Origin of the sequence: Knoellia remsis (genome assembly GCF_003002895.1) — a bacterium.
Classification (GTDB): Bacteria; Actinomycetota; Actinomycetes; order Actinomycetales; family Dermatophilaceae; genus Knoellia; species Knoellia remsis.
In genome coordinates, this window is sequence record NZ_PVTI01000001.1 from 136847 (window position 1) to 161181 (window position 24335).

23 protein-coding genes, 2 tRNA genes and 1 pseudogene are annotated in these 24335 nt (G+C 70.5%); 20 read left to right on the top strand and 6 right to left on the bottom strand.

Annotated elements, in window-relative coordinates:
• The first annotated feature begins 7 nt into the window (after positions 1-7).
• The 9 genes from BCF74_RS00620 to BCF74_RS00660 all read left to right on the top strand — a co-directional run bounded on the left by BCF74_RS00620 (position 8) and on the right by BCF74_RS00660 (position 9920).
• Positions 8-595, top strand: coding sequence for an NADPH-dependent FMN reductase (locus tag BCF74_RS00620; protein WP_106296023.1), 588 nt, complete (start codon positions 8-10; stop codon positions 593-595).
• A 181-nt stretch (positions 596-776) separates the two neighbouring features.
• Positions 777-2192, top strand: a complete 1416-nt coding sequence (locus BCF74_RS00625; RefSeq protein ID WP_106296024.1) for a glycine--tRNA ligase — start codon at positions 777-779, stop codon at positions 2190-2192.
• Positions 2193-2214: 22 nt separating this feature from the next.
• On the top strand, positions 2215-3501 hold the full coding sequence (locus BCF74_RS00630) for a multidrug effflux MFS transporter (protein ID WP_245889135.1): 1287 nt from the start codon (positions 2215-2217) through the stop codon (positions 3499-3501).
• 35 nt (positions 3502-3536) lie between these two features.
• Entirely contained in the window at positions 3537-4496 is a 960-nt protein-coding gene (locus BCF74_RS17205; RefSeq protein ID WP_170070084.1) for a hypothetical protein, read from the top strand.
• A gap of 69 nt (positions 4497-4565) precedes the next feature.
• On the top strand, positions 4566-5897 hold the full coding sequence (locus BCF74_RS00640; RefSeq protein WP_106296025.1) for a hemolysin family protein: 1332 nt from the start codon (positions 4566-4568) through the stop codon (positions 5895-5897).
• Positions 5898-6052: 155 nt separating this feature from the next.
• Positions 6053-7219: an LLM class flavin-dependent oxidoreductase gene (locus BCF74_RS00645; protein ID WP_106296026.1), complete on the top strand. Its 1167-nt coding sequence runs from the start codon at positions 6053-6055 to the stop codon at positions 7217-7219.
• Position 7220: 1 nt separating this feature from the next.
• Entirely contained in the window at positions 7221-7871 is a 651-nt protein-coding gene (locus BCF74_RS00650) for an FMN reductase (protein WP_106296027.1), read from the top strand.
• Between the two features lie 238 nt (positions 7872-8109).
• Positions 8110-8613, top strand: a complete 504-nt coding sequence (locus BCF74_RS00655) for a SigE family RNA polymerase sigma factor (protein ID WP_106296028.1) — start codon at positions 8110-8112, stop codon at positions 8611-8613.
• Positions 8610-9920, top strand: coding sequence for a WD40 repeat domain-containing protein (locus BCF74_RS00660; protein WP_106296029.1), 1311 nt, complete (start codon positions 8610-8612; stop codon positions 9918-9920). Before BCF74_RS00655 ends, BCF74_RS00660 begins: the two co-directional genes overlap by 4 nt.
• A gap of 82 nt (positions 9921-10002) precedes the next feature.
• On the opposite strand, the gene BCF74_RS00665 is transcribed toward BCF74_RS00660, so the two are convergent.
• Positions 10003-10830: a sulfurtransferase gene (locus BCF74_RS00665; RefSeq protein WP_106296030.1), complete on the bottom strand. Its 828-nt coding sequence runs from the start codon at positions 10828-10830 to the stop codon at positions 10003-10005.
• Between the two features lie 34 nt (positions 10831-10864).
• On the opposite strand from BCF74_RS00665, the gene dusB reads away from it, so the two are divergent.
• The 9 genes and pseudogenes from dusB to BCF74_RS00710 all read left to right on the top strand — a co-directional run bounded on the left by dusB (position 10865) and on the right by BCF74_RS00710 (position 19161).
• The gene (gene dusB / locus BCF74_RS00670; protein WP_106296141.1) at positions 10865-12091 is read left to right on the top strand and encodes a tRNA dihydrouridine synthase DusB; all 1227 of its coding nucleotides are present in this window, start codon (positions 10865-10867) and stop codon (positions 12089-12091) included.
• A 41-nt stretch (positions 12092-12132) separates the two neighbouring features.
• Positions 12133-12789, top strand: a complete 657-nt coding sequence (locus BCF74_RS00675) for a YdeI/OmpD-associated family protein (protein WP_106296031.1) — start codon at positions 12133-12135, stop codon at positions 12787-12789.
• An 18-nt stretch (positions 12790-12807) separates the two neighbouring features.
• Positions 12808-14034: a deoxyguanosinetriphosphate triphosphohydrolase gene (locus BCF74_RS00680; RefSeq protein WP_106296032.1), complete on the top strand. Its 1227-nt coding sequence runs from the start codon at positions 12808-12810 to the stop codon at positions 14032-14034.
• A 95-nt stretch (positions 14035-14129) separates the two neighbouring features.
• Entirely contained in the window at positions 14130-16112 is a 1983-nt protein-coding gene (gene dnaG, locus BCF74_RS00685; RefSeq protein ID WP_106296033.1) for a DNA primase, read from the top strand.
• Entirely contained in the window at positions 16109-16627 is a 519-nt protein-coding gene (locus tag BCF74_RS00690; protein ID WP_106296034.1) for a hypothetical protein, read from the top strand. The genes dnaG and BCF74_RS00690 overlap by 4 nt, the downstream gene beginning before the upstream one ends.
• Positions 16628-16790: 163 nt before the next feature.
• Positions 16791-16863: transfer RNA gene (locus tag BCF74_RS00695), tRNA-Asn, on the top strand.
• A gap of 162 nt (positions 16864-17025) precedes the next feature.
• Positions 17026-18157 (top strand): annotated as a pseudogene (locus BCF74_RS00700) (IS30 family transposase).
• Between the two features lie 33 nt (positions 18158-18190).
• A complete protein-coding gene (locus tag BCF74_RS00705) occupies positions 18191-18556 on the top strand; it encodes an ArsR/SmtB family transcription factor (protein ID WP_106296142.1) in 366 nt (121 codons plus the stop codon).
• The gene (locus tag BCF74_RS00710) at positions 18550-19161 is read left to right on the top strand and encodes a cadmium resistance transporter (RefSeq protein WP_106296035.1); all 612 of its coding nucleotides are present in this window, start codon (positions 18550-18552) and stop codon (positions 19159-19161) included. The genes BCF74_RS00705 and BCF74_RS00710 overlap by 7 nt, the downstream gene beginning before the upstream one ends.
• Before the next feature lie 313 nt (positions 19162-19474).
• Here BCF74_RS00710 and BCF74_RS17210 read toward each other — a convergent pair whose 3' ends face one another.
• The 5 genes from BCF74_RS17210 to BCF74_RS00730 form a co-directional block, all read right to left on the bottom strand.
• Positions 19475-19624: a hypothetical protein gene (locus BCF74_RS17210; protein WP_170070085.1), complete on the bottom strand. Its 150-nt coding sequence runs from the start codon at positions 19622-19624 to the stop codon at positions 19475-19477.
• A 231-nt stretch (positions 19625-19855) separates the two neighbouring features.
• Positions 19856-20785: an amino acid ABC transporter permease gene (locus BCF74_RS00715; RefSeq protein WP_106296036.1), complete on the bottom strand. Its 930-nt coding sequence runs from the start codon at positions 20783-20785 to the stop codon at positions 19856-19858.
• On the bottom strand, positions 20782-21444 hold the full coding sequence (locus BCF74_RS00720; RefSeq protein WP_106296037.1) for an amino acid ABC transporter permease: 663 nt from the start codon (positions 21442-21444) through the stop codon (positions 20782-20784). The genes BCF74_RS00715 and BCF74_RS00720 overlap by 4 nt, the downstream gene beginning before the upstream one ends.
• A gap of 89 nt (positions 21445-21533) precedes the next feature.
• Positions 21534-22388, bottom strand: coding sequence for a glutamate ABC transporter substrate-binding protein (locus tag BCF74_RS00725; protein ID WP_106296038.1), 855 nt, complete (start codon positions 22386-22388; stop codon positions 21534-21536).
• A gap of 32 nt (positions 22389-22420) precedes the next feature.
• Complete coding sequence (locus BCF74_RS00730; protein ID WP_106296039.1) at positions 22421-23161, bottom strand: amino acid ABC transporter ATP-binding protein; 741 nt, start codon at positions 23159-23161, stop codon at positions 22421-22423.
• Between the two features lie 233 nt (positions 23162-23394).
• On the opposite strand from BCF74_RS00730, the gene BCF74_RS00735 reads away from it, so the two are divergent.
• Both BCF74_RS00735 and BCF74_RS00740 read left to right on the top strand, forming a co-directional pair.
• Positions 23395-23468: transfer RNA gene (locus BCF74_RS00735), tRNA-Ile, on the top strand.
• 291 nt (positions 23469-23759) lie between these two features.
• Positions 23760-24275 (top strand): DUF3145 domain-containing protein, encoded by a 516-nt coding sequence (locus BCF74_RS00740; protein ID WP_106296040.1) that lies wholly within the window; start codon positions 23760-23762, stop codon positions 24273-24275.
• Positions 24276-24335 lie beyond the last annotated feature (60 nt).

Genomic DNA, 24335 nt, shown 5'->3' on the forward strand with positions numbered 1-24335 from the left:
AGTGCTCATGAGCACCCGCACCCGACCCCTCATCCGTCTCGTCGTCGGCAGCGTGCGTCCGGTGCGCGTCGGCGACCAGATCGCCGAGGTGCTTGCCCCAGTCATCGCCGAGGCCGCCGACGCCGAGGTCGAGATCGTCGACCTCGCAGACCTCGCCCTCCCGCTGCTCGACGAGCCGCGGATGCCGGCGCTCGGCGACTACGCGCAGGAGCACACGAAGGCGTGGGCTGCGACGGTCTCCGGCGCCGACGGCATCGTCCTGCTCTCACCGCAGTACAACGGCGGCTACCCGGCCTCGGTGAAGAACGCCATCGACTACCTCTACGCCGAATGGAAGGACAAGCCGATCGAGATCGTCACCTACGGCGGTCACGGCGGCGGACTCGCCGCCAAGCAGCTGCGCGACGTCCTCGCGTTCATCGGCGCCGACCTCGGCGAGAACGACGCCGCCATCACCCTGGCGCGCGAGGCGTACGGCCCGGACTGGCGCCTCGCCGACCCGGCGGCCGCCGTGGCCGACGGTCTCGACGAGGTCCGCGCCGGTGCTCGCGCCCTCGGCGAGCGCGTCCGGGGCCGCGAGCTCGTCTACAGCTGACTCGAGAAGCTGCGCGGCCGACACCACGGCGCGCGGCCGGCATACGCCCACACCGCGTGAAGAACCCATCCAATGGGGTGAGTTCGGGACAAACGTCCGTCCCGGGCTCACCCCATTGGACGGTTCGGGACGAGCTGGCGCGAGTTCGGTGCAGCCGAGGCGGGACAGTACCCTTGCGCGCATGGCCAAGGAGACCTCCACCGTCGATACCGTCGTCAACCTCTGCAAGCGTCGCGGCTTCGTCTTCCCCAGTGGAGAGATCTACGGCGGTACCCGGTCGGCGTGGGACTACGGCCCCCTCGGTGTCGAGCTCAAGGAGAACATCCGCCGCCAGTGGTGGAAGTCGATGGTGACCGGCCGCGACGACGTCGTCGGCCTCGACTCCTCGATCATCCTGCCGCGCGAGACCTGGGTCGCCTCCGGCCACGTCGGCACCTTCAGCGACCCGCTCATCGAGTGCCTCAGCTGCCACAAGCGCTTCCGGATGGACCACCTCCAGGAGGCGTTCGCCGACAAGAAGAACAAGCGCGCCGCCGCCGACGACCAGCTCGACCCCGACCACGTCACGCTCGCCGACCTCACCTGCCCGAACTGCGGCACCAAGGGCGAGTGGACCGCGCCGCGCGACTTCAACATGATGCTCAAGACCTACCTCGGCGTCATCGAGGACGAGTCGGGGCTGCACTACCTGCGCCCCGAGACGGCGCAGGGCATCTTCGTCAACTTCCTCAACGTCATGCAGACGTCGCGCAAGAAGCCGCCGTTCGGCATCGCCCAGACCGGCAAGAGCTTCCGCAACGAGATCACGCCGGGCAACTTCATCTTCCGCACCCGCGAGTTCGAGCAGATGGAGATGGAGTTCTTCGTCAAGCCCGGCGACGACGAGCAGTGGCACCAGTACTGGATCGACGAGCGCACCCGCTGGTACGTCGACCTCGGCATCAACCCCGACAACCTGCGCCACTTCGAGCACCCCAAGGAGAAGCTCTCCCACTACTCGACGCGCACCGTCGACATCGAGTACCGCTTCAACTTCGCCGGCTCCGAGTGGGGCGAGCTCGAGGGCATCGCGAACCGCACCGACTTCGACCTGTCGACGCACAGCCAGCACTCCGGCACCGACCTCGTCTTCTTCGACCAGACGACCGGCGAGAAGTACACGCCCTACGTCATCGAGCCCGCGGCCGGCCTGTCGCGTTCGCTCATGACGTTCCTCGTCGACGCCTACGCCGAGGACGAGGCCCCCAACACCAAGGGCGGCGTCGACAAGCGCGTCGTGCTGCGCCTCGACCACCGGCTCGCGCCGGTCAAGGCCGCGGTGCTGCCGCTGTCGCGCAACGCCGACCTCTCGCCCAAGGCGCGCGACCTCGCGGCCACCCTGCGCAAGAACTGGAACGTCGACTTCGACGACGCCGGAGCGATCGGCAAGCGCTACCGCCGCCAGGACGAGATCGGCACGCCGTACTGCATCACCGTCGACTTCGACACCCTCGAGGACCAGGCGGTCACCATCCGCGAGCGCGACACGATGGAGCAGCAGCGCGTCGCGCTCGACCAGGTGGAGGGCTTCCTCGCCCAGCGCCTCGTCGGCAGCTGATGCCGGTCACCGAGACTCCGTCGTGAGCGGCGGGTCCGCACCCGCCGCTCACGCCGCGACACCCTCACCCCGGCACGCGGGGCTGCTCCTGACGCTCGTCCTCGCCGGCATGGCGATGCTCGGGCCGTTCTCGATCGACACACCCTTCCCGGCGTTCGCGCAGATGCGCGGCGAGTTCGGTGTCGACGTCGACGACATGCAGCTCGTCGTCAGCGCCTACATGCTCGCGTTCGCCGCGATGACGCCGTTCCACGGCCCGCTCTCCGACGCCGTCGGGAGGCGACCGGTCATCATCGGTGCGCTCACGGCATACGCGCTCGCCAGTGTCGGGTGCGCGCTCTCGCCGAACCTGCCGACGCTGCTCGTCTTCCGCGTCCTGCAGGGCCTGTCCGCCGGCGGCTCCACGATCATCGGGCGCACGATCATCCGCGACCTCTTCGACGGCCCCGAGGCGCAGCGGGTCATGAGCCGGGTGATGATGATCTTCGGTCTGGCGCCCGCGGTTGCGCCGGTCATCGGGGGCCTGCTCCTCGGGCTCGGTCCGTGGCCGCTCATCTTCTGGTTCACGGGGCTCTTCGCCGTCGTCCTCGCCGTCGCGGTCCTCGTCGTCGTGCCCGAGACACACCCGCGCGAACGCCGCCGCCCGATGCGCCTCGGGCCGATGCTCGGCGACCTCGTCCACGTCGCGCGCGACGGCCAGTTCGAGCGCATGGGGTGGGCGATCACCCTCGTCTTCGCCGGGCAGTTCATCTACATCGGCGGCGCGGCGATCTTCGTCCTCGACCTCCTCGGCAAGGGGGAGGGCGACTTCTGGCAGTTCTTCGTCCCGATGATCAGCGGCGTCGTCCTCGGCTCGTGGATCAGCGGACGGTCCGCGGGTCGGGTCCGCGCGCGCCGGCTCATCACGTGGGCGTTCCTCTTCGCCGCGGCCATGGCCGTCGTCAACGTCGTCCTCGCCGTGGCGTTCGGTCCGGTGCTCCCGTGGGCGGTCGTCGGGCCCAGCCTCATCGCCATCGGCACGGGCATGGCGTTCCCGACGATCCAGGTCGCGATGCTCGACCTCTTCCCGCAGATGCGCGGCGCCGCGGCGTCCGTCGCCGGGGTCATGCCGCTCGCGACGAACGCGCTCATCGCCGCCGTGGTGACGCCGCTCGTCAGCGGCTCCGTGGTGACGCTCGCCGCCACGAGTCTCGCGCTCGTCGCCCTCGGCTGCCTGCTGTGGGCCTGGCACATCACGACCACCTCGACCCGCTCGTGGCGTCGTGCCAGCGGTCCCGGCGACGCACCGCCGACCGCCGACCCGACCTGACCGGCGCCGGCCCCGGGCGGGCTATCGTCGAGGCCATGGCAGCCGACCCCGATGACGCGTCGTCGGAGCGTGCCGTCGCCGCTGCCGCGGCGCAGCTGTATGCCGTCCCGCCGGCGCAGTTCGTCGCCTCCCGCAAGGCGTTGGCCGCCGAGGCCAAGGCGGCCGCGGGACCCGCCGCGGCCAAGGCGGTGCTGGCCCTGCGCAAGCCGACCGTCACGGCGTGGGCGATGAACCTCGTGGCGCACCGCGGCGCGCCGGCACTGGCCGACCTCGTCGGCCTGGGGGTGCGGATGCGCGCTGCCCAGGCCCGTCTCGACGCGGCCGCACTCACCGGGGCGCGTGACGAGCGCGACCGCGCGCTCGCGGCATACGTCGACACCGTCGCAGAGGCGGCCGAGAGCGAAGGCGGCGCTCTCAGTGCGAGCGGCCGGGACGAGGTGCGCGGCACCGCCATCGCGGTGCTCGCCGACGAGGCCGCGTCGGACGCGGCCGCGAGTGGTCAGCTGACACGGGCCCTGTCCTACAGCGGGTTCGGCGAGGTCGACGTCAGCGGCGCGGTCGGCGTGACGACGTCCGGGTCGATCGTGTCGGTATTGCAGGGCGGGGCGCAGGGTGGCGCTGCCGCCGAGGCCGAGGCCGAGGTCGATGCCGACGCCGAAGCGGTCGACGCCGACGCGGAGGACCGACGCGAGCGGGCCGGTGACGCGCCCGCGTCGGATCCCGACGAGGACGACGAGCTCACCGAGGAGGAGCTGGCCGCCGCCGTCGCGGCCGCGAAGAAGGCCAAGGCCGAGGCGAAGGAGCGCCGGCGTGCCGAGGCCGAGCTCGCCGAGGCCGAGACCGCGATGAAGGCGGCACAGGCCGACCTCAAGGACGCCGAGGCCGCGGTCAAGGCCGCCGAAGCCGACGCCAGGACCGCTCGCCGCGCCGTCATCGCCGCGCAGAAGCGGCTCGACGCGGCGCGAGCCGAGGTGGGTCGCGGCGGCCACCGTTAACCTTGACGGCATGAAACGCCCGCGAAGACCTGTCCGGACCCTGCCCACGCCTGACGACGGGAGGGTCCGGTGAACCAGGACACCGCGCTCGCGTTCGGGCTCGTCCTCCTCTTCGTCCTCATCGGTGGCGTGTTCGCCGCCACCGAGCTGGCCCTCGTCTCCCTGCGCGAGACCCAGCTGTCGGCGCTCGAGCGGTCCGGCCCGCGCGGCGCGAAGGTCGCGAGCCTCGCCCGTGACCCCAACACCTTCCTCGCGGCAGTGCAGATCGGCGTGACGGTCGCCGGGTTCCTGTCCGCGGCGTACGGTGCGGCGACGATCGCGCCCGACGTCGCACCGCTGCTCGTGAGTGCGGGGCTGCCCGCGGGTGCCGCCGACTCGGTCGCACTGGTCGGCATGACCCTCGTCATCGCCTATCTCTCGCTCGTCTTCGGTGAGCTCGTGCCGAAGCGGTTCGCCCTGCAGCGTCCGGAGCCGATCGCGCTCGCGGTCGCGCCGCCGCTGTCGCGGTTCGCGACCGTCATGCGGCCGGTCATCTGGCTGCTGTCGCGGTCGACGAACGCGGTCGTGCGCCTGCTCGGCGGCAATCCCGACCTCGCCGGCGACGAGATCACCGAGGACGAGCTGCGCCATCTTGTCGGTCAGCACAAGGACCTCGAGGCCGACGAGCGCCGCATCCTCCAGGACGTCTTCGAGGCGACGGACCGGACGCTGCGCGAGGTCATGCGGCCGCGCGGCGAGGTCGACTTCCTCGACGTGTCGTCGACGCTCGAGGAGGCGCGCGAGGTCATCCGCCGGACGCCGCACTCGCGCTTCCCCGTGATCCGGAACCATTCCGTCGACGACGTCATCGGCTTCGTCCACGTTCGCGACCTGCTGTCCCAGGACGTCGACGGCGGCCGTGGCGCGACGACGACGATCGCGCCGTTCCTGCGCGAGATCACCGTCCTGCCCAGCAGCGGGCGGGTGCTCGCGACGATGACGCGGATGCGCGAGGGTGTGCACCTCGCCCTCGTCGTCGACGAGTACGGCGGCACCGACGGCATCGTCACGCTCGAGGACATCGTCGAGGAGCTCGTCGGCGAGATCCGCGACGAGTACGACGCGCCGGACGGCGGTGACGGGGGAGTGCTCGCGCACGACCCGGCGCACCCCGGTGTGGACGGGAGCGACGAGGTCATCGACGTCGAGGGCAGCATGCACCTCGACGACTTCGCCGAGCTCACCGGCATCGACGCGGAGGTCGAGCGCTACTCGACGGTCGCCGGGCTCGTCCTCGACCGGCTCCAGCGGATCCCCGTCGTCGGGGACTCGGTCGTCGTCGACGGGCACACGCTCACGGTCCTCGAGATGGACCAGCGGCGCATCGCCCGCGTCGAGGTCGCCCCGGTCGCGGCCCCCTGAGGCGCGCGGACGGCATACGAAAGCTGCGCGGAAACTGCGCTTCGCGCAGGGCGTATGCCGTCCGTGCCGGCCTGCGGGAATGGACCGCCACGGCCTACGGTTCAGGTAGATGAAACATCAACTACCCAGCAGGACCACCCGAGGAGAGGTGCGCAATGGAATTCGGAATCTTCACCGTCGGTGACGTCACCACCGACCCGACGAACGGCACGACGCCCACGGAGAACGAGCGCATCAAGGCCACCGTGGCGATCGCCAAGAAGGCCGAGGAGGTCGGGCTCGACGTCTTCGCGACCGGTGAGCACCACAACCCTCCGTTCGCGGCGCCGGCGAACCCGCCGGTCCTGCTCGCGAACATCGCGGCGCAGACCGAGAAGATCGTCCTGTCGACGTCGACGACGCTCATCACGACGAACGACCCGGTCCGCATCGCGCAGGACTACGCCTACCTGCAGCACCTCGCCGACGGTCGGATGGACCTCATGATGGGGCGCGGCAACACCGGCCCGGTCTACCCGTGGTTCGGCAAGGACATCCGCCAGGGCATCGAGCTCGCGGTCGAGAACTACGCGCTGCTGCGCCAGCTCTGGACCGAGGAGGCCGTGAACTGGGCGGGCAAGCACCGCACGCCGCTGCAGGGCTTCACCTCGACGCCGCGCCCGCTCGACGGCATCGCGCCGTTCGTGTGGCACGGCTCCATCCGCAGCCCGGAGATCGCGGAGCAGGCCGCCTACTACGGTGACGGCTTCTTCCACAACAACATCTTCTGGCCCATGTCGCACACGAAGCAGATGGTCCAGCTCTACCGTCGCCGGTTCGAGCACCACGGCCACGGCAGCGCCGACCAGGCCATCGTCGGCCTCGGCGGTCAGGTGTTCATGCGCCCCAACAGCCAGGACGCCGTTCGCGAGTTCCGGCCGTACTTCGACAACGCGCCGGTCTACGGTCACGGCCCGTCGCTCGAGAGCTTCTCGCGCGAGACGCCGCTCACCGTCGGCTCGCCCCAGCAGGTCATCGAGCGCTACGGCGCGATGGCCGACCAGGTCGGGGACTACCAACGCCAGCTGTTCCTCATCGACCACGCGGGCCTGCCGCTGAAGACGGTCCTCGAGCAGCTCGACATCCTCGGTGGCGAGGTCGTGCCCGAGCTGCGCAAGATCGCCGACGCGCGTCGCCCGGCCCACGTGCCGGCCCACGCCCCGCGCCACGCGGAGCGGGTCGCGCAGGCCGAGCGGGACGCCGAGGCCATCGCGACGGGATCCGCCTCCACCACCACTGGCGCCACCAGCACGTCCACCACCGAGACCCCCGCGGAGGTCTGACATGACTCGTCGCATCGTCGCCGTGACGGCCGGGCTGTCCGAGCCCAGCTCGACCCGGCTGCTCACCGACCGCCTCGTCGAGGCCGTCGACCGGCACGTCACCGCCCACGGTGAGGACGCCGTCGTCGAGGTCATCGAGCTGCGGCCCCTGGCCAAGCTCATCGCCGAGCAGATGCTCACGCGCTTCCCGAGCGCCGAGCTGACCGAGGTCATCGAGAAGGTCATCGGCGCGGACGCGCTCATCGCCGTCACGCCGATCTTCTCGGGCTCCTACAGCGGCCTGTTCAAGTCGTTCTTCGACAACCTGGACGTGAATGCGCTCGAGGGCAAGCCGGTCCTCATCGCGGCGACCGGTGGCTCGGCGCGGCACTCGCTCGCACTCGACCACGCGCTGCGGCCGCTGTTCTCCTACCTGCACGCCTCGGTCGTGCCGACGGGGGTCATGGCGGCCACGGACGACTTCGGGACGTCGGGCCTGGACCGGCGCATCGATCGGGCCGCGGCCGAGCTCGTCACCGCCCTGCTGGGCGCGACGGGCACGGCTCACGCGGGCTTCCTGCCCGCCGCCGACGAGGCGCGCGAGGCCGGGTTCACCGACCGGTTCGACGAGGTCGAGGACTTCGCCGACGTGCTCCGTCGCATCTCCGGCTGACTCGGCTCGGGTTGGTGCTCCACCGTCTCGGGTGAGCGGACGGCATACCCACTGTGGTTCGCCAACCGGAGCGTGCTTCGGAAACCGGGTCGATCCGGTTTCCGAAGCACGCGATGGTTGGCGAACCGTGTCGTGCACGACCGCCGATCTCGCGGGTAGGCGCCCAACCTTTTGCGTATGCCGGTGCGTTGGGAGAGTGTGAGCGTCACCGGAGCGCTGGGCGAGGGGAGGGGTCGGCATGGACGTCGACGATGACTTCGCCTCGTTCGTGCGAGCCCGCCAACACCGGCTGCTGCGGGCGGCCTACCTCGTCTGCGGTGACGAGCACCTCGCCGAGGACCTGCTCCAGGGCGCCCTCGTCAAGCTCGCCCTGCACTGGTCGAAGGTCAAGAACGAGTACCCCGACGCCTACGTCCGCCGCATCCTCTACCGCGATGCCGTCTCGGCGTGGCGCAAGCGCCGGCGCGAGGTGTTGGCGGCCGAGCTGCCTGACGCGGATCCTGCGCCCGGCGGCGTCGACACCGGTGAACGGGTCGACCTGATGCGCGCGTTGGCCCAGCTGCCGCCACGCCAACGAGCGGTCGTCGTGCTGCGCTGGTTCGAGGACCGGTCCGAGCGCGACACCGCCGAGGCGCTCGGCATCTCCGTCGGCACCGTGAAGAGCCAATCGCACGACGCCCTGCGACGGCTGCGCGAGCTCATGCCCGACCTCTCCCTCGAGACGCCCGGAGGTGTCCGATGAGCCCCGACCTCAAGGCCCTCCTCGACGAGGCCGCCGCGCCCATCGCCGAACGCGACTTCGTGACCGATGCGTGGGAGGGTGCGCGCGCCCGTCGGCGCCGGACCCGGTTCGTCACCGCTGGTGTCGCGGCCGCCGCGGCCGCCGTGGTCGCCGCGGTCGTCGTCATCCCCCGCGGGGTCGATGACCGACGCACCCTGCCCGCGACGACGCCGACCCCCAGCGCGAGCGCGCCTTGGCAGGCCGAGCCGGTCGACGTGCTCGGCGTCGACGCCGTCTTCGGCCCGACGCCTGAGCAGGCCGCCGCCCTGCCCCGCGTCGATGCGCGCACCGCGAAGACGCTCGGGCTCCCCGAGAGCCTCAACCCCGACGCAAGAGACATCCGGCCCTTGAGCAAGGACCAGCAGGCGCTGGCGGCGTCCGGCGACAACCTCGCACCGGTCTCGGCCGTGCTGCTGCGCTTCGGGACGGACGGCGCGATGTACCCGGTCCTGTACCGGCCGAGCCTGTCCAGGCCGTGGCATGAGGTCGACACGGTCAGGCTGGCGTCGGTCACCTCCCCGGAGGGCAGCGTGACGATCGCGCTGGGCGAGCGAGCCATCTCACCGGACCGGCGGTCCGTCGCGCTGGTTCAGCCGGACAGGGTGATCATCATCGACGCCGTCACGGCGACGAGCCGCACGATCGAGGTGCCCGATGCAGCCCTGCGTTCCGTCGGCTGGACCGACGACGGACGGTACCTCGTCGCCGGGTCCGAGACGACCCAGTGGAGGGTGGACCCGTCCACGGGTCGCGTGACTCGCTTCGACGGCTCGGCCTATGCGGGCAGGTACCGGCTGTCGTTCGGGGGCGGCGGCGCCACGCTGGCGAGCCACGCCGCTGACGGTGCGCAGACCGACAGCCGCCCCGCCCCACCCATCTTCTCGGGAGCATTCGGCGAGACTTGGTCGAGTGGCCGGTTCTTCGCCACCGCAGGCTGGCTGACCGAGAAGGCCCAGCTCGCCGCGCCGACTGTTGGTGGGACCGTGCCGTATCAGGGTGTGCTCGTCGCAGATGCACCCCTGCTGGACCCGCGAATGCTCCTCGTACCGGACAACCCCCCGGACACCGAGTTCTCCAAGGGCTGCTGTCGGCCCCTGAGGTGGGTGGCGGACGATCGCCTGGTCCTGCTGTGGGGTGACGAGATCTTGGTGTGGGATGTGGGCCGCAACGAGTTGTCGCGCGTGTCGGTCGGGCCGCGTGGCGACGTCACCGCTGACGGGTCGCCGGTACCCGGCAGCCTGAGCCCGATCTTCGCCGTCGCCCCCTGACTCCGACTTATTGCGCAGAAATCGCATGAGGGCCATGCGAACTGTGCGCAACCAGTGGGTTGAGAGTGCGAACTGTGCGCAATCAGTCGGCGGGGCCGGTGGCGATGGGGCGGCTCTCGTCGGTGATCCACTCGCTCCACGAGCCGATGTAGGGCGTCGCCTCGAACCCGGCCAGGTGCAACGCCAGTGCCGTGTGCGAGGCGGTCACGCCCGACCCGCACGTCGTCCCGACCTCGACGCCGTCGTCGACACCGAGCCCCGCGAAATAGGCCCGCAGCTCCTCGCCCGACCGGAACCGCCCGTCGTCCTCCAGCTGCTCACCCATCGGCGCATTCCGCGCACCGGGGATGTGCCCGGCCACCGCGTCGATCGGCTCGGTCTCGCCCCGGAACCGTTCTCCCGCACGCGAATCCAGCAGTATGCCGTCCGCGGCCACGCGTGCCGCGCCGCCGGCATCGAGGACGGGCACCGACCCCGGCCGCACCACGACGTCGCCGGGCGAGACCTCGGGAACCTCCGTCGTCACCGGCAGCCCGGCGGCCTGCCAGACGGCCAGCCCACCGTCGAGGACGCGCACGTCGGCGACACCGGCCCAGCGCAGCACCCACCACGCCCGGGCCGCGGCCAGCGAGGTCTGCTGGTCGTACACCACGAGGGCCTCACCCTCGCGAACCCCCACCGCCCGCAACCCGGCCTCGAGCCGCTCGGCTGACGGCAACGGGTGCCGTCCACCGGCCCCGGGCGGCCCCGCGAGCACGTCGTCGAGCGAGAGGTGCGGAACACCGGGCAGGTGCGCCGCGGCATACAGCGACGGACCGTCGCCGGCGAGCGTGTACTGGACGTCGAGCACCCGCACCTCACCACCGTCGAGGAGCGCGGCGAGGTCGGTGGCGGAGATCAGCGTGGACATGACCCCAGTGAACCAGTGGGACAATCGTGCGGTCATGACTGCCGCACCCACCACCACCGCGCCCTCGACGGCCGCCCCGGTCCTGCCGCCGTTGCGGATCGGGCGCCACGTCATCGAGTCCCCGGTCGTCCTTGCCCCGATGGCGGGCATCACGAACCGGGCGTTCCGGCGGCTCTGCCGCGAGTACGGCTCGGCGGGCGCGGCAGCCGGTGGCGCGAGCGGCGCGACGAGTCTCTACGTCAACGAGATGGTGACGAGCAGGGCCCTCGTCGAGCGCACCCCCGAGACGATGCGGCTCATCAGCCACGGCCCCGAGGAGCACCCGCGCTCGGTGCAGCTCTACTCGGTCGACCCGGCCACGGCGGGCCTCGCCGCACGGATGCTCGTCACCGAGGACCGCGCCGACCACATCGACCTCAACTTCGGCTGCCCCGTCCCCAAGGTGACCCGCAAGGGTGGGGGAGCGGCGCTGCCGTGGAAGACCGAGCTCTTCACCGGCATCGTGCGCGCCGTGGTGCGCGAGGCGAGCCCGTATGCCGTGCCGGTCACCGTGAAGATGCGCATCGGCATCGACGACGACCACGTGACCTACCTCGACGCCGGACGGATCGCCGAGGCCGAGGGCGCCGCCGCCGTCGCGCTGCACGGAAGGACTGCGGCACAGGCGTATTCGGGCCAGGCGGACTGGTCGGCCATCGCCCGGCTCAAGGAAGCCGTGACGACCGTGCCCGTCCTCGGCAACGGCGACATCTGGTCCGCCGAGGACGCACTCCGGATGGTCGCCGAGACCGGCTGCGACGGCGTCGTCGTCGGTCGCGGCTGCCTCGGCCGGCCGTGGCTCTTCACCGACCTCGCGGCGGCCTTCGCCGGCACGACCGAGCGCGTCCGCCCGGGACTGCGCGAGGTGACGGACACGCTGCGCCGGCACGCCGCATACCTCGTCGACTTCTACGACGGGGACGAGCTGCGCGGCTGCCGCGACATCCGCAAGCACATCGCGTGGTACCTCAAGGGGTTCCCGGCCGGGTCGCAGGTCCGCAACCAGCTCGCCCTCGTCGACAGCCTCCAGGCGCTCGACGACCTCATCGGCACGATGGACCTCGACGCGCCGTGGCCCGGTGACGCCGCCGAGGGGCAGCGGGGCCGCGCCGGCTCGCCGCGCGTCGTCGCCCTGCCCGAGAACTGGCTGCGCTCGCGCGAGCTCGACGACGCCCAGCGTGACCAGGTCGCGCAGGCCGAGCTCTCCGTCTCCGGCGGCTGAACCGGGCCCGGGGCGTGTGCCCCCGTGGGAGGGTGGGCACCATGGTGCAGATCGGTATGCCGGGTGGTTCCGCCGAGCGTCCGGCGCTCTTCTTCCGCGACGCGGCGCAGTTCCGGGCCTGGCTCGAGGCGCACCACGACAGCGCCACCGAGCTGTGGATGGGACTGCACAAGAAGCATGTCTCCGACCGCGGACTGACCTGGGAGGAGGCGGTGCCGGAGGCGCTGTGCTTCGGCTGGATCGACAGCGTCTCGCAGCGCATCGACGACGACGCGCGCCGCCAGCGGTGGACGCCGCGCAAGCCGGGCAGCGCTTGGAGTGCGGTGAACATCGCCCACGTCGAGCGACTCACCGCGCAGGGCCGGATGCACCCGGCCGGGCTCGCCGCGTTCGAGGCGCGCAACCCCGAACGCAGCGGCTACTCCTACGAATCGGCGCTGTCGCTCGGCGACGAGCAGCGCGCCCGCCTGCTCGCCGACCCCGCGGCCGCGGCGTTCTGGCAGGTGGCCACGCCGTCCTACCGCCGACTCGCCGAGAACTGGGTGGCCAGCGCGAAGCGCGAGTCGACGCGGGAGAGCCGCCTCACCCAGCTCATCGAGGACAGCGCCGCCGGGCGGCTCATCCCGACGCAGCGCTACGGCGAGCAGCCGAAGTGGGTCGAGCGCGCCGCCGCGGCAGCCGCCGCTGCCTCGCGCTGACCCTCTAGTGTCGTCCGCGTGACGTATGCCGCCCGCGACCGTGAACGGTGGGTCGCCGAGGACCCGGCCCACAAGCGGGCCGACCGTGACGACTTCGCCCGCGACCGCGCCCGGCTCGTCCACTCGGCCTCGCTGCGCCGGCTCTCCGCGAAGACACAGGTGCTCCAGCCGGGCAGTGACGACTTCGTCCGCAACCGGTTGACGCACAGCCTCGAGGTCGCCCAGATCGGGCGCGAGTTCGGTGCCGCCCTCGGGTGCGACGCCGACGTCGTCGACACCGCCTGTCTCGCCCACGACCTCGGGCACCCGCCCTTCGGGCACAACGGGGAGAGCGCCCTCAACGAGATCGCCGCGGACATCGGCGGCTTCGAGGGCAACGCCCAGACCCTGCGCATCCTCACCCGCCTCGAGCCGAAGCGGTTCCACCCCGACGGCCGACCGGCTGGGCTCAACCTCACCCGCGCCAGCCTCGACGCGACGACGAAGTACCCGTGGCGGCGCGGCGAGTCGCCTTCTCCGACAACGAAGTTCGGCGTGTATGCCGACGACCTGCCGGTCTTCGAGTGGTTCCGTGACGGCGCTCCCGAGGGTCACCGTGCCTTCGAGGCCGAGGTGATGGACTGGTCCGACGACGTCGCCTACTCGGTGCACGACGTCGAGGACGCCATCGCCTCGGGACGGCTCGACCCACGGCTGCTCCGTGACGACGCCGACGTCGACGCCGTCCTCGTCGTTGCCGGCGGCAGCTACGCCGCCGACCTCGACCGCGACGCCCTCGGTGCCGCGCTGGAACGGATCCTCGGCACGGGCACGGTGCCCACGGCATACACGGGAAGCCGGGCCGACCTGGCCCGGCTCAAGGACATGACCTCGCGCGTCATCGGCCGCTTCGTCCAAGCCGTCGAGTCGGCCACGCGCGACCGGCACGGCTGGGGGGCGCTCGTCCGGCACGAGGCGGACCTCGTCGTCCCCGACGACACCCGCGCCGAGGTCGCGGTGCTCAAGGCCGTGTCCGCGCACTTCGTCATGAACGCCGAGGAGCGGCTCGAGGTGCAGGTGGGGGAGCGGGCGGTCATCGCCGATCTCGTCGAGGCCTATCGCAGCGACCCGGCGCGGCTCGACCCGGACCTGCGCGCCGACCTCGAGGCCGCGCAGGACGACGGAGCCGCGCTGCGGGTCGTCGTCGACCAGGTCGCCTCGCTCACCGACGTGCGCGCCCTCACCCTGCACCGGCAGTGGTCGTGAGAGCGGACCGCGACGAGAGGTGACGCGGCCGCCGTCGGGGGCGGACGGCATACTGAAGCCTCGGACGTGAGCACACGAGGACGGGAGGAGCGCGCGTGGCCGGTCGGATCAACGCGGACGACATCCAGACCGTCAAGGAGCGCTCCTCCATCGAGGACGTCGTGCGCGAGCACGTCACGCTGCGACCGGCGGGGGTCGGGTCGCTCAAGGGGCTCTGCCCGTTCCACGACGAGAAGACGCCGTCGTTCACGGTGCGGCCGGCCGTCGGCGCTTACCACTGCTTCGGCTGCGGTGAGGGTGGCGACGTCATCTCCTTCGTGCAGAAGGTCGAGCACCTCACCTTCGCCGAGTCCGTCGAGCGGCTCGCCGCGAAGATCGGCATGGAGCTGCGCTACGAGGAGGGCGGCGGGCGACGCGAGGAGGGCGGTCTCGGCCGGCGCTCTCGGCTCATCGAGGCGCACCGGGTGGCCGAGGAGTTCTATGCGACGGTGCTCGTCGACCGGCCGGACGCGCGGCCGGGGCGGGACTACCTGCGCGAGCGCGGGTTCAACCGGACCGTCGCCGAGGACTACGGCATCGGGTTCGCGCCGCGCGGTGGTGAGGAGCTGACGCGGCACCTGCGCGAGAAAGGCTTCACCGAGGACGAGATGGTCACGGCCGGGCTGTCCGGGCGGGGGAGCCGGGGGCTGTACGACCGGTTCCGCGGCAGGCTGATGTGGCCGATCCGCGACATCACCGGGTCGACCGTGGGGTTCGGCGCCCGCCGCATGTTCGAGGACGACCGGATCGAGGCGAAGTTCCTCAACACCTCCGAGACGCCGATCTACAAGAAGTCGACGATCCTCTACGGGCTGGACCGGGCCAAGAAGTCGATCTCCCACGACCGGCAAGCCGTCGTCGTCGAGGGCTACACCGACGTCATGGCGGCGCAGCTCTCCGGCGTCGACGGGGCGGTCGCGACGTGCGGGACGGCCTTCGGCGTCGACCACATCAAGGTGTTGCGCCGGATCATGCGCGACGAGACTTCCGGTGCGCCGGCGCGGGTCGTCTTCACCTTCGACGGTGACACGGCCGGGCAGAAGGCCGCGATGAAGGCGTTCGGTGAGGACCAGCGGTGGGCGTCGCAGTCGTTCGTCGCCGTCGCCGCCGACGGCATGGACCCCTGCGACCTGCGCCTCGCCCGCGGCGACGCGGCGGTACGGGCGCTCGTCGAGGACGCGGTGCCGATGTTCGAGTTCGCGGTGCGCACGACGATCGCGCGCTTCGACCTTGACACCGCCGAGGGACGCGTCCAGGCGATGCGTGCGGTGGCCCCGATCGTCGGGTCGATCCGGGACACCTCGCTGCGGCCCGAGTACATGCGGACGGTGTCCGGCATGCTCGGCGTCGAGGTCGACCAGGTGCGCTCGGAGGTGTCGCGCGCCGGGCGGATCCGCGCTCGGGAGGCGGCCGAGGGGGTCCCGGCGCGTCCGGGTTCGAGTGGGCCGGGTGGCCCAGCTGGGGCGGGTGGCCGGTCACCCGCGTCCACGGACGACGTGCCCGAGCCGGGGATGGCGGAGGCGGCGTCCGCGTTGCCGCTGCCGGATCTGCGCGACCCCATGGTCATGACCGAGCGCCAGCTGCTGCAGGCCCTGCTGCAGTACCCGACCCGGTTCGCCACCGAGACGATCGACGCCGTGCCGCCCAGAGCGTTCACCGCGCCGGCGCACGCCGCGATCTTCGACGGCGTGCGCACGGTCGCGGGCCGCGCCGGCGAGCTGTCGACGGCAGCCTGGGCGGCGGCGGTGTCCGAGGCGGCGCCGCTCGCCGTGCGCGGCATGCTTGCCGAGCTGTCGGTGGCGCCGTTGCCGACGCGGGTCGACGAGTCGACCGGCCTGCCGCCGCAGCGCTACCTCGACTCCCTCGTCATCGGCGTGCACGACGCCGCGATCACCCGCCAGATCGCCGACCAGACCGCGGCGCTGCGGCGCCTGCAGAACTCACCCGAGCCCGACCAGGAGGCCATCCGTGACCGCTCCCGACAGCTCATCGAGCTCGAGATGAACCGGGCCCGCCTGCGCGATCGGCTCACCTCGTGAAGTGGGGAGGACGCGCCCGCCGCGGTGCCGTCGTGCCGCCCGAGGTGGCGTCGGCCCTCGGTGACCGCGCGCGCGAGGTGCTCGCCTGCGCGCAGGACGCGCGCTCCACGGCATACGTCATCGCGACGAAGACGCGCCTGTATGCCGTCCGCGACAGTTCCGTGGTCCTCGACCGGCCGTGGCACATGGTCGACGGCGGGTCGTGGGACGACGAGAGTCGGACGCTCACGGTGACGTGGGTCGACAGGGCGCCGGCGCAGCGGTGGGTGCTCGAGGACTTCGGGACCTTCCCTCAGGTGTTCCGCGAGCGGGTGCAGGCGTCGGTCGTCCTCGCCGACGAGGTCGACCTCGGGGCGAAGCGGCGGGCTCGGGTGGTTGTGCGCAAGGACCTCGCGACGGGCGCGTTGCTCGGGCAGACGATCCTCGGCCGTGGGGTGCGCGCGGCCGATCCGGGCGTGCGCGAGCAGACGTCCGCGGCACTCGCGAGGATCCGCGAGCAGGTCGGGCTGGACTGAGGTCGCGGCGGCGGTCGCGACGAGCTCCGTGGCGGGCCTTCGGGACCGGCTCGGCGGACGGTTCGGCGCCCGGCTCGGCCGTTTTCGTCGGGGGCCGCACCCTTTGCTAAGGTTGCGCAGCGCGCTGACGCAGGCGCCCGTCCCGGGTGCCGCCGAACGCCATTCCCCTGTAGCTCAATTGGCAGAGCAGCCGACTGTTAATCGGCAGGTTGTTGGTTCGAGTCCAACCGGGGGAGCGAGAATCGCAACTGACCAGCCCCCTTGAGTTCTAGCGGTCGTCGCAACACCCGACGTTCGGGGATGCGATGGACTTCGAGATCCGGCCGCTACGCGCGCCGCAGGGTAGGAAGAAGCTCGAGCGAGAGCGCGAGGCATACTTCCTGCTCATGGCGCAGGGCGTGAGCAGTCGCGAGGCGTGCAGGATCGTCGGGATCAACCGACGCACCGGGAAGCGGTGGCGCAATGGTTCGCCAGCAGGGAAAAGGCCCGCGCGACCACCACATTGGGTGGGGGTCGCGCGGGCCTTCTCGCCGTCGTCGGGCAGGTTCTTGTCGCTGTCGGACCGGCTCGTGATCGCGGACCTGCTGCGCGAGGGGAGATCGTTGCGGGCGATCGCCGCCGAGCTCGGCCGGTCGGTGTCCACGATCAGTCGCGAGGTCGCGCGCAACCGGCACCCGACGAACGGGCAGTACCGTCCTCATGCTGCTCAGCTGCGCGCGGAGGGCCGCCGGCCGCGCCCCAAGCCGGCGAAGATCGCCTCGCACCCGCCCCTACGAGACTTCGTCCAAGAGCATCTGGACCTGCGGTGGAGTCCGGAACAGATCGCCGTCATGCTCCGGTCCCGCTTCCCCGGCCGGGCGGAGATGAACGTGAGCACAGAGACGATCTACCAGGCGATCTACGTCCAGCCACGCGGCGGGCTGCGGCGCGAGCTCGTGACCGCGCTGCGCACCGGGCGCGCTCGTCGCAAACCCCGCCGCATGGCCCAGCAGCGTCAGCCGCGCTACTCCCACCCGATGGTCATGATCTCCGAGCGCCCGCTCGAGGTCGCCGACCGGTCCGTTGCCGGGCACTGGGAGGGTGATCTCATCATCGGCAAGGACCAGCAGTCCGCGATCGGGACCCTCGTCGAGCGCACGTCCCGGTTCCTCCTGCTCGTGCACCTGCCCGGGGACCGGTCCGCCGCCACCTTCCGCGACGCGCTCGTGCAGACGATGACGACGCTGCCGGTCGAGCTGCGTCGGTCCCATCACCTGGGACCAAGGCTCGGAGATGGGCCGCCACCACGAGTTCACCCTCGCCACCGACATCCCGGTTTACTTCTGCGACCCCGCCTCACCATGGCAACGCGGCTCGAACGAGAACACCAACGGCCTCCTGCGCCAGTACTTCCCCAAGGGCACCGACCTTCGGCGCTACGACCGCGCACACCTCGACGCCGTCGCCGACCAGCTCAACACCCGACCTCGCAAGACACTGAGCTGGCAGACGCCCGCCCAGCGCCTGCACGAGCTCCTCGGCGTCAAATGATCGACACGCATCGGTTATTATCGGTGCGTGTCGATCATCGAGTCTGAGAAGTCTGTAGCCACCACGCGAGATCTCGAACCGGCCGTCGCGCTGTTCCGCTCGCTCAGTGACCCCGCGCGGCTGGCGATCGTGCGTCGACTCGCCTCGGGTGAGGCGCGGGTAGCGGAGTTGACGCGCGACCTCGGTCTGGCGCAGTCGACGGTGTCTTCGCACGTGGCCTGCCTCAAGGACTGTGGGCTGGTCTCTGGGCGCATGGAGGGGCGGAGGGTCTTTTACTCCCTGGCGCGCCCTGAGCTGCTGGACCTGCTCAGTGCCGCGGAGACGCTGCTGGCCGCCACCGGTAGCGCCGTCGCCCTGTGCCCGACCTACGGCGTGGACGGGCAGGACTCGGCATGCTGAGCACGATCGCGGCCGCGGCCGGGCTGTTCGTCGCGACCAACATCGACGACATCGTGGTCCTGACCGTCCTGTTCGCCGTCGCCGCACGCGGGACCTCACAACTGCGCGGCTGGCAGATCGTGGCCGGGCAGTACCTCGGGCTCATCACCCTGATCGCGGTCAGCTTCCTCGCCGCCCTGGGCCTGACGATCGTCCCGGACGATTGGGTCGGCCTGCTCGGCCTGATTCCGCTCGCGATCGGCGTCCTGGCCCTCGCGCGCACCCTGCGCGGCAAGGGAGACGACGACGAGGCCGAGTCCGCGCTCAAGGCAGTCGGGCTCCTCGGCGTCGCCGGCATCACGATCGCCAACGGCGGCGACAACATCGCGATCTACACACCGGTGTTCCGCACCATGTCGACCGCCGACACCCTGATCACGATCGCCGTGTTCCTCGTCCTGCTCGCCGCCTGGTGCCTCCTCGCGCGCGCGATCGGCACCAACGAGAAGGTCACCGAAGCCCTCGAGAAGGTCGAGCACTGGCTCGTCCCCGTCGTGTTCATCGGCCTCGGTGTCTTCATCCTCTTCGAGTCCGGCACCCTCGCCCACATCGCCTCACTGCTCTGACACGAGCACGGGCCCAGTGCTTCGGCGCTGGGCCCGTACCATCAGCGACACACCACGTGTTGCGACGACCACTGGAATCCGCCCCCAAGGCTGGCAGGGGCATTCTGATTCTTGGGTGAGTCACCCATTCCGTTACCCATGAGGTTGTGACTGCCCCTCTCCGAGGTGCTGCGCGAGGTCGGACCTTGTCGCCCTTGAGGTCGCGACCGAGATGGGGGCTAGCGATGCACAATGCGTCCGCGCCGCTGAGCTGGTTGGACAGCAATCAGCCCCGGACCTCACGGTCACGGGGCTTGTTGCGTTTCCTCGAAGCTCAGCCCTTCAGGGCCTTCTTCATCAGCTTCGTCTGCTTCTTGGCCTGCTTCTTCGTGGCCTTCGTGTACGCCGCCGTCCGCTCCTTGTCCGAGCGGAAGTCGACTGCGCCGAGCGTGAAAACGCTCATGGTCTTGCGGGTGATCCCCATGTCACTCCTTGTTGTCTGCGATCCCCTGGTGGGGTTCGGTCTCAGGACTCCCGCAGTAGGCGCATGTCATCTCGCGGTTCTGCGGACCTCGTGGTGCGTTGAGCCCTCGTAGGGCCTTCCGGACAGTTGTGTTGCGTCACGCTGATTGCCTGCCCGTTGCTCATCCTTCCAACCTTTCCTGTGTCTTTCCTCTGGGCACGGGCCCTTCGACGTGAAAGTCCTCAGCGTCGGTCAGCGCATGCCGGTCTTCGTGGCGTCGGTCTGGACGCCGTCCTCGCCGGCCATCGTGGACTCCTGCTGCACGGTCTCCGCGACCTGCCCGGGCGTCGCGATGACGGCACGGCCACGCCGCGACAGCCGACGCTGGACCACCGTGGCGATCTTCGTCAGGGCGTAGTTCATGAGGATGAAGAGAATCGCCGCGACGATGTAGGCCGGGACCGTGTTGGAGAACGCCGAGCCGAGCGTCTTGGACCACGTCAGCAGCTCGGGGTAGGTCACCTGGTAGCCGAGGGCGGAGTCCTTGAGGATGACGACGAACTGGCCGATGAGCGCCGGCAGCATCGCCGTCAACGCCTGCGGCAGCTGCACGGAGCGCAGCACCTGACTCGGGGTGAGCCCCACGGAGAGCCCCGCCTCACCTTGGCCCTTGGGGAGCGCGAAGACGCCCGACCGGACCAACTCGGCGATGACCGAGCCGTTGTAGAGCGTCAGCCCGGTGACGACCGCCGCGAGCGGTGCCGTCGACGCCGAGAAGAGGTCCGTGCGCGTGTAGATGCCGAAGTAGGCAAAGATCATCATGAGCAGCACCGGCACGGCGCGGAAGAACTCGACGACGACGCCGCAGAACCAGCGGATCGGTGCGATCTGCGAGAGCCGCCCGATGCCGAACAACAGGCCGAACGCTCCCGCGAGCACGATCGAGATGAGGGCGGCCTTGATCGTGGCCCACAGGCCCTTGAGCAGGTAGTCGCGCCACACCGACCGGTCGGTCAGGAACGGCTCCCACAGGGCGGGGTTGAGCTGGCCGGCGGACTGCATCTTGCGCAGCACGACCCAGAGCAGGATGCCGAGCAGCGCGACGCCGACGACGGTGAGGATGGCGTGCCGGCGGCGGGCGCGGGGGCCGGGCGCATCGAAGAGGACCGACTGGGTGCTCATCGCTTCACCGCCAGTCGACGGGACATGCTCGTGAAGAGGATGCCGAGCGGCATGGTCAGGACGACGAAGCCGAGCGCGAAGATCGCGAAGATGAGGAACGACCCGCCTTCGAACTCGATGATCCGCTGCATCAACCCGGCTGCTTCGGCCTGGACGATGACCGCGGCGACCGTCGTGTTCTTGATGAGCGCGATGAGGACCGAGCCCAGGGGCGCGATCGAGCCTCGGAATGCCTGGGGCAGGATCACCTCGCGCATGCTCTGCCCGAAGGTCAGCCCCACCGCCCGCGCCGCCTCGGCCTGCCCGGCGGGCACCGTGTTGACGCCGGAGCGCAGCGCCTCGCAGACGAACGCCCCGTGGTAGACGGCGAGCACCACCATGGCCCACCGGAGCGCGTTCTGGTTGATGTCGTCGGCGAGGGTGACACCGAGGATGTAGGTCACGCCGAGGACGCTCAGCACCATGAGCAGGGTGAGCGGGGTGTTGCGGAAGATGTTGACGTAGGCCGAGCCGATGAAGCGCATCACCGCCACGGGCGAGACGCGCATGATCGCGGCGATCGTCCCGAGGACGAGCGCTCCGAGCCCTCCGAAGAACGACAGCTTGATCGTCCACCAGAACGCCCCGAGGACGTCGTAGTTGCTGAAGATGTCACCCATGCGCGGTGGACCTCTTCCTCACGGGAGTGGATCGCGCGGTATGCCGCCCGCCCCGGCGGGCGGACGGCATACCGAACGATGGGACGGACTCAGGGGCAGGTGTCGAACTTCGGCGGGTTCTTCGAGGTGTCCACCTTGAAGCCGGCCGGTCCGAGGTTGTCGTCGACGGCCTTCTGCCAGTCGCCGGAGTCGACCATCTTGGTCAGGGCGGTGTTGATCTTCTCGCAGAGTGCGGTGTCGCCCTTCTTGATGCCGACGCCGTAGCGCTCCTCCGAGAAGGTGTTGCCGACGACCTTGAGCTTCCCCTTGTACTGGTCCTGGGCGGCGTAGCCGGCGAGGATCGTGTTGTCCGTCGTCAGCGCGTCGATGCCGCCGGAGACGAGGGCCGCGACGCACTCGGAGTAGGTGCCGAACTCCTGCAGCTGGACGCCCGGGACCTCCTTCTTGACGTTCTCGGCCGACGTCGAGCCGGTCACAGAGCAGAGCTTCTTGCCGTTGAGCGAGTCGGGCCCGGTGATCGAGCTGTCGTCGGCGCGGACGAGGAGGTCCTGGCCGGCGATGAAGTAGGGACCCGCGAAGGACACCGTCGCCTTGCGCTTGTCGGTGATGGAGTAGGTCGCGAAGATCATGTCGACCTGACCGGTGGAGATGAGCGTCTCGCGCTGGGCCGACGGGGCCTGCACCCACTGGATGTCGCCCTCCTCGGTGCCGAGCTCCTTCGCGACGTACTTCGCCACATCGACGTCGAGGCCGGTGTAGTCGTTGCCCTCCTTGAGCCCGAGTCCCGGCTGGTCGAACTTGATGCCGATCTTGAGGCCGGAGCTGTCACCGCCGCCGCCGGAGGCGCTGTCGCCCCCGCCGTCCGAGGCGCTGTCACCGCATGCGGTGAGACCGAGGGCGAGCACCGACGCTGCGGCGATCGCGCTGAACTGGCGAACCTTCATTTTTCCTCCTGGAGTGGCTGGGCTCGGTGGTGTCAGTGGGTGAGGATCTTGCCGAGGAAGTCCTTGGCGCGCTCGCTCTTGGCGTTGGTGAAGAACTCCTCGGGGGTGTCCTGCTCGACGATCTGTCCGTCTGCCATGAAGACGACGCGGTTCGCGGCCTTGCGCGCGAAGCCCATCTCGTGGGTGACGACGACCATCGTCATGCCGTCGCGCGCGAGCCCGACCATGACGTCGAGGACCTCGTTGATCATCTCGGGGTCGAGGGCCGAGGTCGGCTCGTCGAAGAGCATGACCTTGGGGTTCATCGCGAGCGATCGGGCGATGGCGACGCGCTGCTGCTGGCCACCGGAGAGCTGCGCGGGGTACTTCTGCGCCTGCTGCTGGACCCCGACGCGCTCGAGCAGCTCCATGGCGCGCTTCTCCGCGGCGGCCTTCTTCTCCTTGCGGACCTTGATCGGGCCGAGGGTGACGTTGTCGAGGATCGTCTTGTGCGCGAAGAGGTTGAAGCTCTGGAAGACCATGCCGACGTCGGCGCGCAGCTGGGCGAGCTCCTTGCCCTCCTGCGGCAGCGGCTTGCCGTCAATGGTGATCGTGCCGGACTCGATCGTCTCGAGCCGGTTGATCGCGCGGCACAGCGTGGACTTGCCGGAGCCCGACGGCCCGATGACGACGACGACCTCACCCTTGCCGATCTCGAGGTCGATGTCGCGCAGGACGTGCAGGTCGCCGAAGTGCTTGTTCACGTCCTTGAGGACGACCAGGGGCTCAGTCATGAGCGGCAACCTACCGGGCTGTGGCGGCGATCACGGCAAACTCCAGCCAGCCGACACCGTTTCGCAACGTGCTCGGGGCCCCTCCTCCGACGACTTATTGCGCGCAGTTCGCATGCTCTATGCGAACTGCGTGCAATAAGTCGCGAGTCAGCGGTGTGGTCCGTATGCCGTCTGCGCACCGCGCGCGGGTAGGCTCGCCTCCCGGCTCGCTCGCCCGCGCGTGGGTGGGCCCCGGGGCGGTAGCTCAGTCGGTCAGAGCAGCGGACTCATAATCCGTCGGTCGTCGGTTCAAGCCCGACCCGCCCCACCGCCGCGACCTCCTTGTCCTCCGGTCACGTGAAAAAGTCACCCAATTGAACGCGTCGCCTTGACAGGGCGGACGCGGTGTCGTGTCGCGCGTGGTGTTCGTGGGACGCATGCGGCATGATGAGCCTCACGGTTCGCGAGTTCACTCGTGAGACGAACAAACAGCGCCGCCCCGCCACGAACGGCGAGGCGTCCTCACAAAGCGAGCTGGCCGGCATACAGACCGAGCCTCCGAACGGACCACGTGCGACGGCGTTGGGGAAGACGTCCCTTGCACGTGAAGGAGGCCAGGATGTCTGTCGCGACGCGACGTGTGTCGACCCGGGGAGTGGTGTTCATCCACTCGGCCCCGGCCGCGCTGTGCCCGCACATCGCGTGGGCTCTGGAGTCCGCGCTGGGCTCGCGTGTGAGCATCGACTGGACCGCCCAGCCCGCGGCGCCCGGCCACATGCGCGGGGAGTACGCGTGGATCGGCGAGCAGGGCACCGGTGCCCGTCTCGCCTCGACGCTGCGCGGATGGCAGGGCCTGCGCTACGAGGTCACCGAGGACCCGAGCGCCGGCAGCGACGGCTCGCGCTGGTCGCACACGCCGAGCCTGGGCATCCACCACTCGACGACGTCGGTCAGCGGCGACGTCGTCGTCGGCGAGGAGCGGCTCAAGGAGATCCTGCTCCTCGCGCAGGGCAGCTCCGAGGCGATCGAGGACATGCTCGGCGAGGTGCTCGGCACCGACTGGGACAACGAGCTCGAGCCGTTCCGCTACGCCGGGGACGGCGCGCCGGTGCGCTGGCTGCACAAGGTGGGCTGACCGGCATACGACATCGGCACCCACGAAGGCCCGCTCCGGTACAGGGGGAGCGGGCCTTCG

Bases quoted from the DNA above. Each gene is read 5' to 3' on its own strand.
- BCF74_RS00620 (WP_106296023.1), top strand. From the start codon at position 8: ATGAGCACCCGCACCCGACCCCTCATCCGTCTCGTCGTCGGCAGCGTG.
- BCF74_RS00625 (WP_106296024.1), top strand. From the start codon at position 777: ATGGCCAAGGAGACCTCCACCGTCGATACCGTCGTCAACCTCTGCAAG.
- BCF74_RS17205 (WP_170070084.1), top strand. From the start codon at position 3,537: ATGGCAGCCGACCCCGATGACGCGTCGTCGGAGCGTGCCGTCGCCGCT.
- BCF74_RS00645 (WP_106296026.1), top strand. From the start codon at position 6,053: ATGGAATTCGGAATCTTCACCGTCGGTGACGTCACCACCGACCCGACG.
- BCF74_RS00650 (WP_106296027.1), top strand. From the start codon at position 7,221: ATGACTCGTCGCATCGTCGCCGTGACGGCCGGGCTGTCCGAGCCCAGC.
- BCF74_RS00655 (WP_106296028.1), top strand. From the start codon at position 8,110: ATGGACGTCGACGATGACTTCGCCTCGTTCGTGCGAGCCCGCCAACAC.
- BCF74_RS00660 (WP_106296029.1), top strand. From the start codon at position 8,610: ATGAGCCCCGACCTCAAGGCCCTCCTCGACGAGGCCGCCGCGCCCATC.
- BCF74_RS00665 (WP_106296030.1), bottom strand. From the start codon at position 10,830: ATGTCCACGCTGATCTCCGCCACCGACCTCGCCGCGCTCCTCGACGGT.
- dusB (WP_106296141.1), top strand. From the start codon at position 10,865: ATGACTGCCGCACCCACCACCACCGCGCCCTCGACGGCCGCCCCGGTC.
- BCF74_RS00675 (WP_106296031.1), top strand. From the start codon at position 12,133: ATGGTGCAGATCGGTATGCCGGGTGGTTCCGCCGAGCGTCCGGCGCTC.
- BCF74_RS00710 (WP_106296035.1), top strand. From the start codon at position 18,550: ATGCTGAGCACGATCGCGGCCGCGGCCGGGCTGTTCGTCGCGACCAAC.
- BCF74_RS17210 (WP_170070085.1), bottom strand. From the start codon at position 19,624: ATGGGGATCACCCGCAAGACCATGAGCGTTTTCACGCTCGGCGCAGTC.
- BCF74_RS00715 (WP_106296036.1), bottom strand. From the start codon at position 20,785: ATGAGCACCCAGTCGGTCCTCTTCGATGCGCCCGGCCCCCGCGCCCGC.
- BCF74_RS00720 (WP_106296037.1), bottom strand. From the start codon at position 21,444: ATGGGTGACATCTTCAGCAACTACGACGTCCTCGGGGCGTTCTGGTGG.
- BCF74_RS00725 (WP_106296038.1), bottom strand. From the start codon at position 22,388: ATGAAGGTTCGCCAGTTCAGCGCGATCGCCGCAGCGTCGGTGCTCGCC.
- BCF74_RS00730 (WP_106296039.1), bottom strand. From the start codon at position 23,161: ATGACTGAGCCCCTGGTCGTCCTCAAGGACGTGAACAAGCACTTCGGC.
- BCF74_RS00740 (WP_106296040.1), top strand. From the start codon at position 23,760: ATGTCTGTCGCGACGCGACGTGTGTCGACCCGGGGAGTGGTGTTCATC.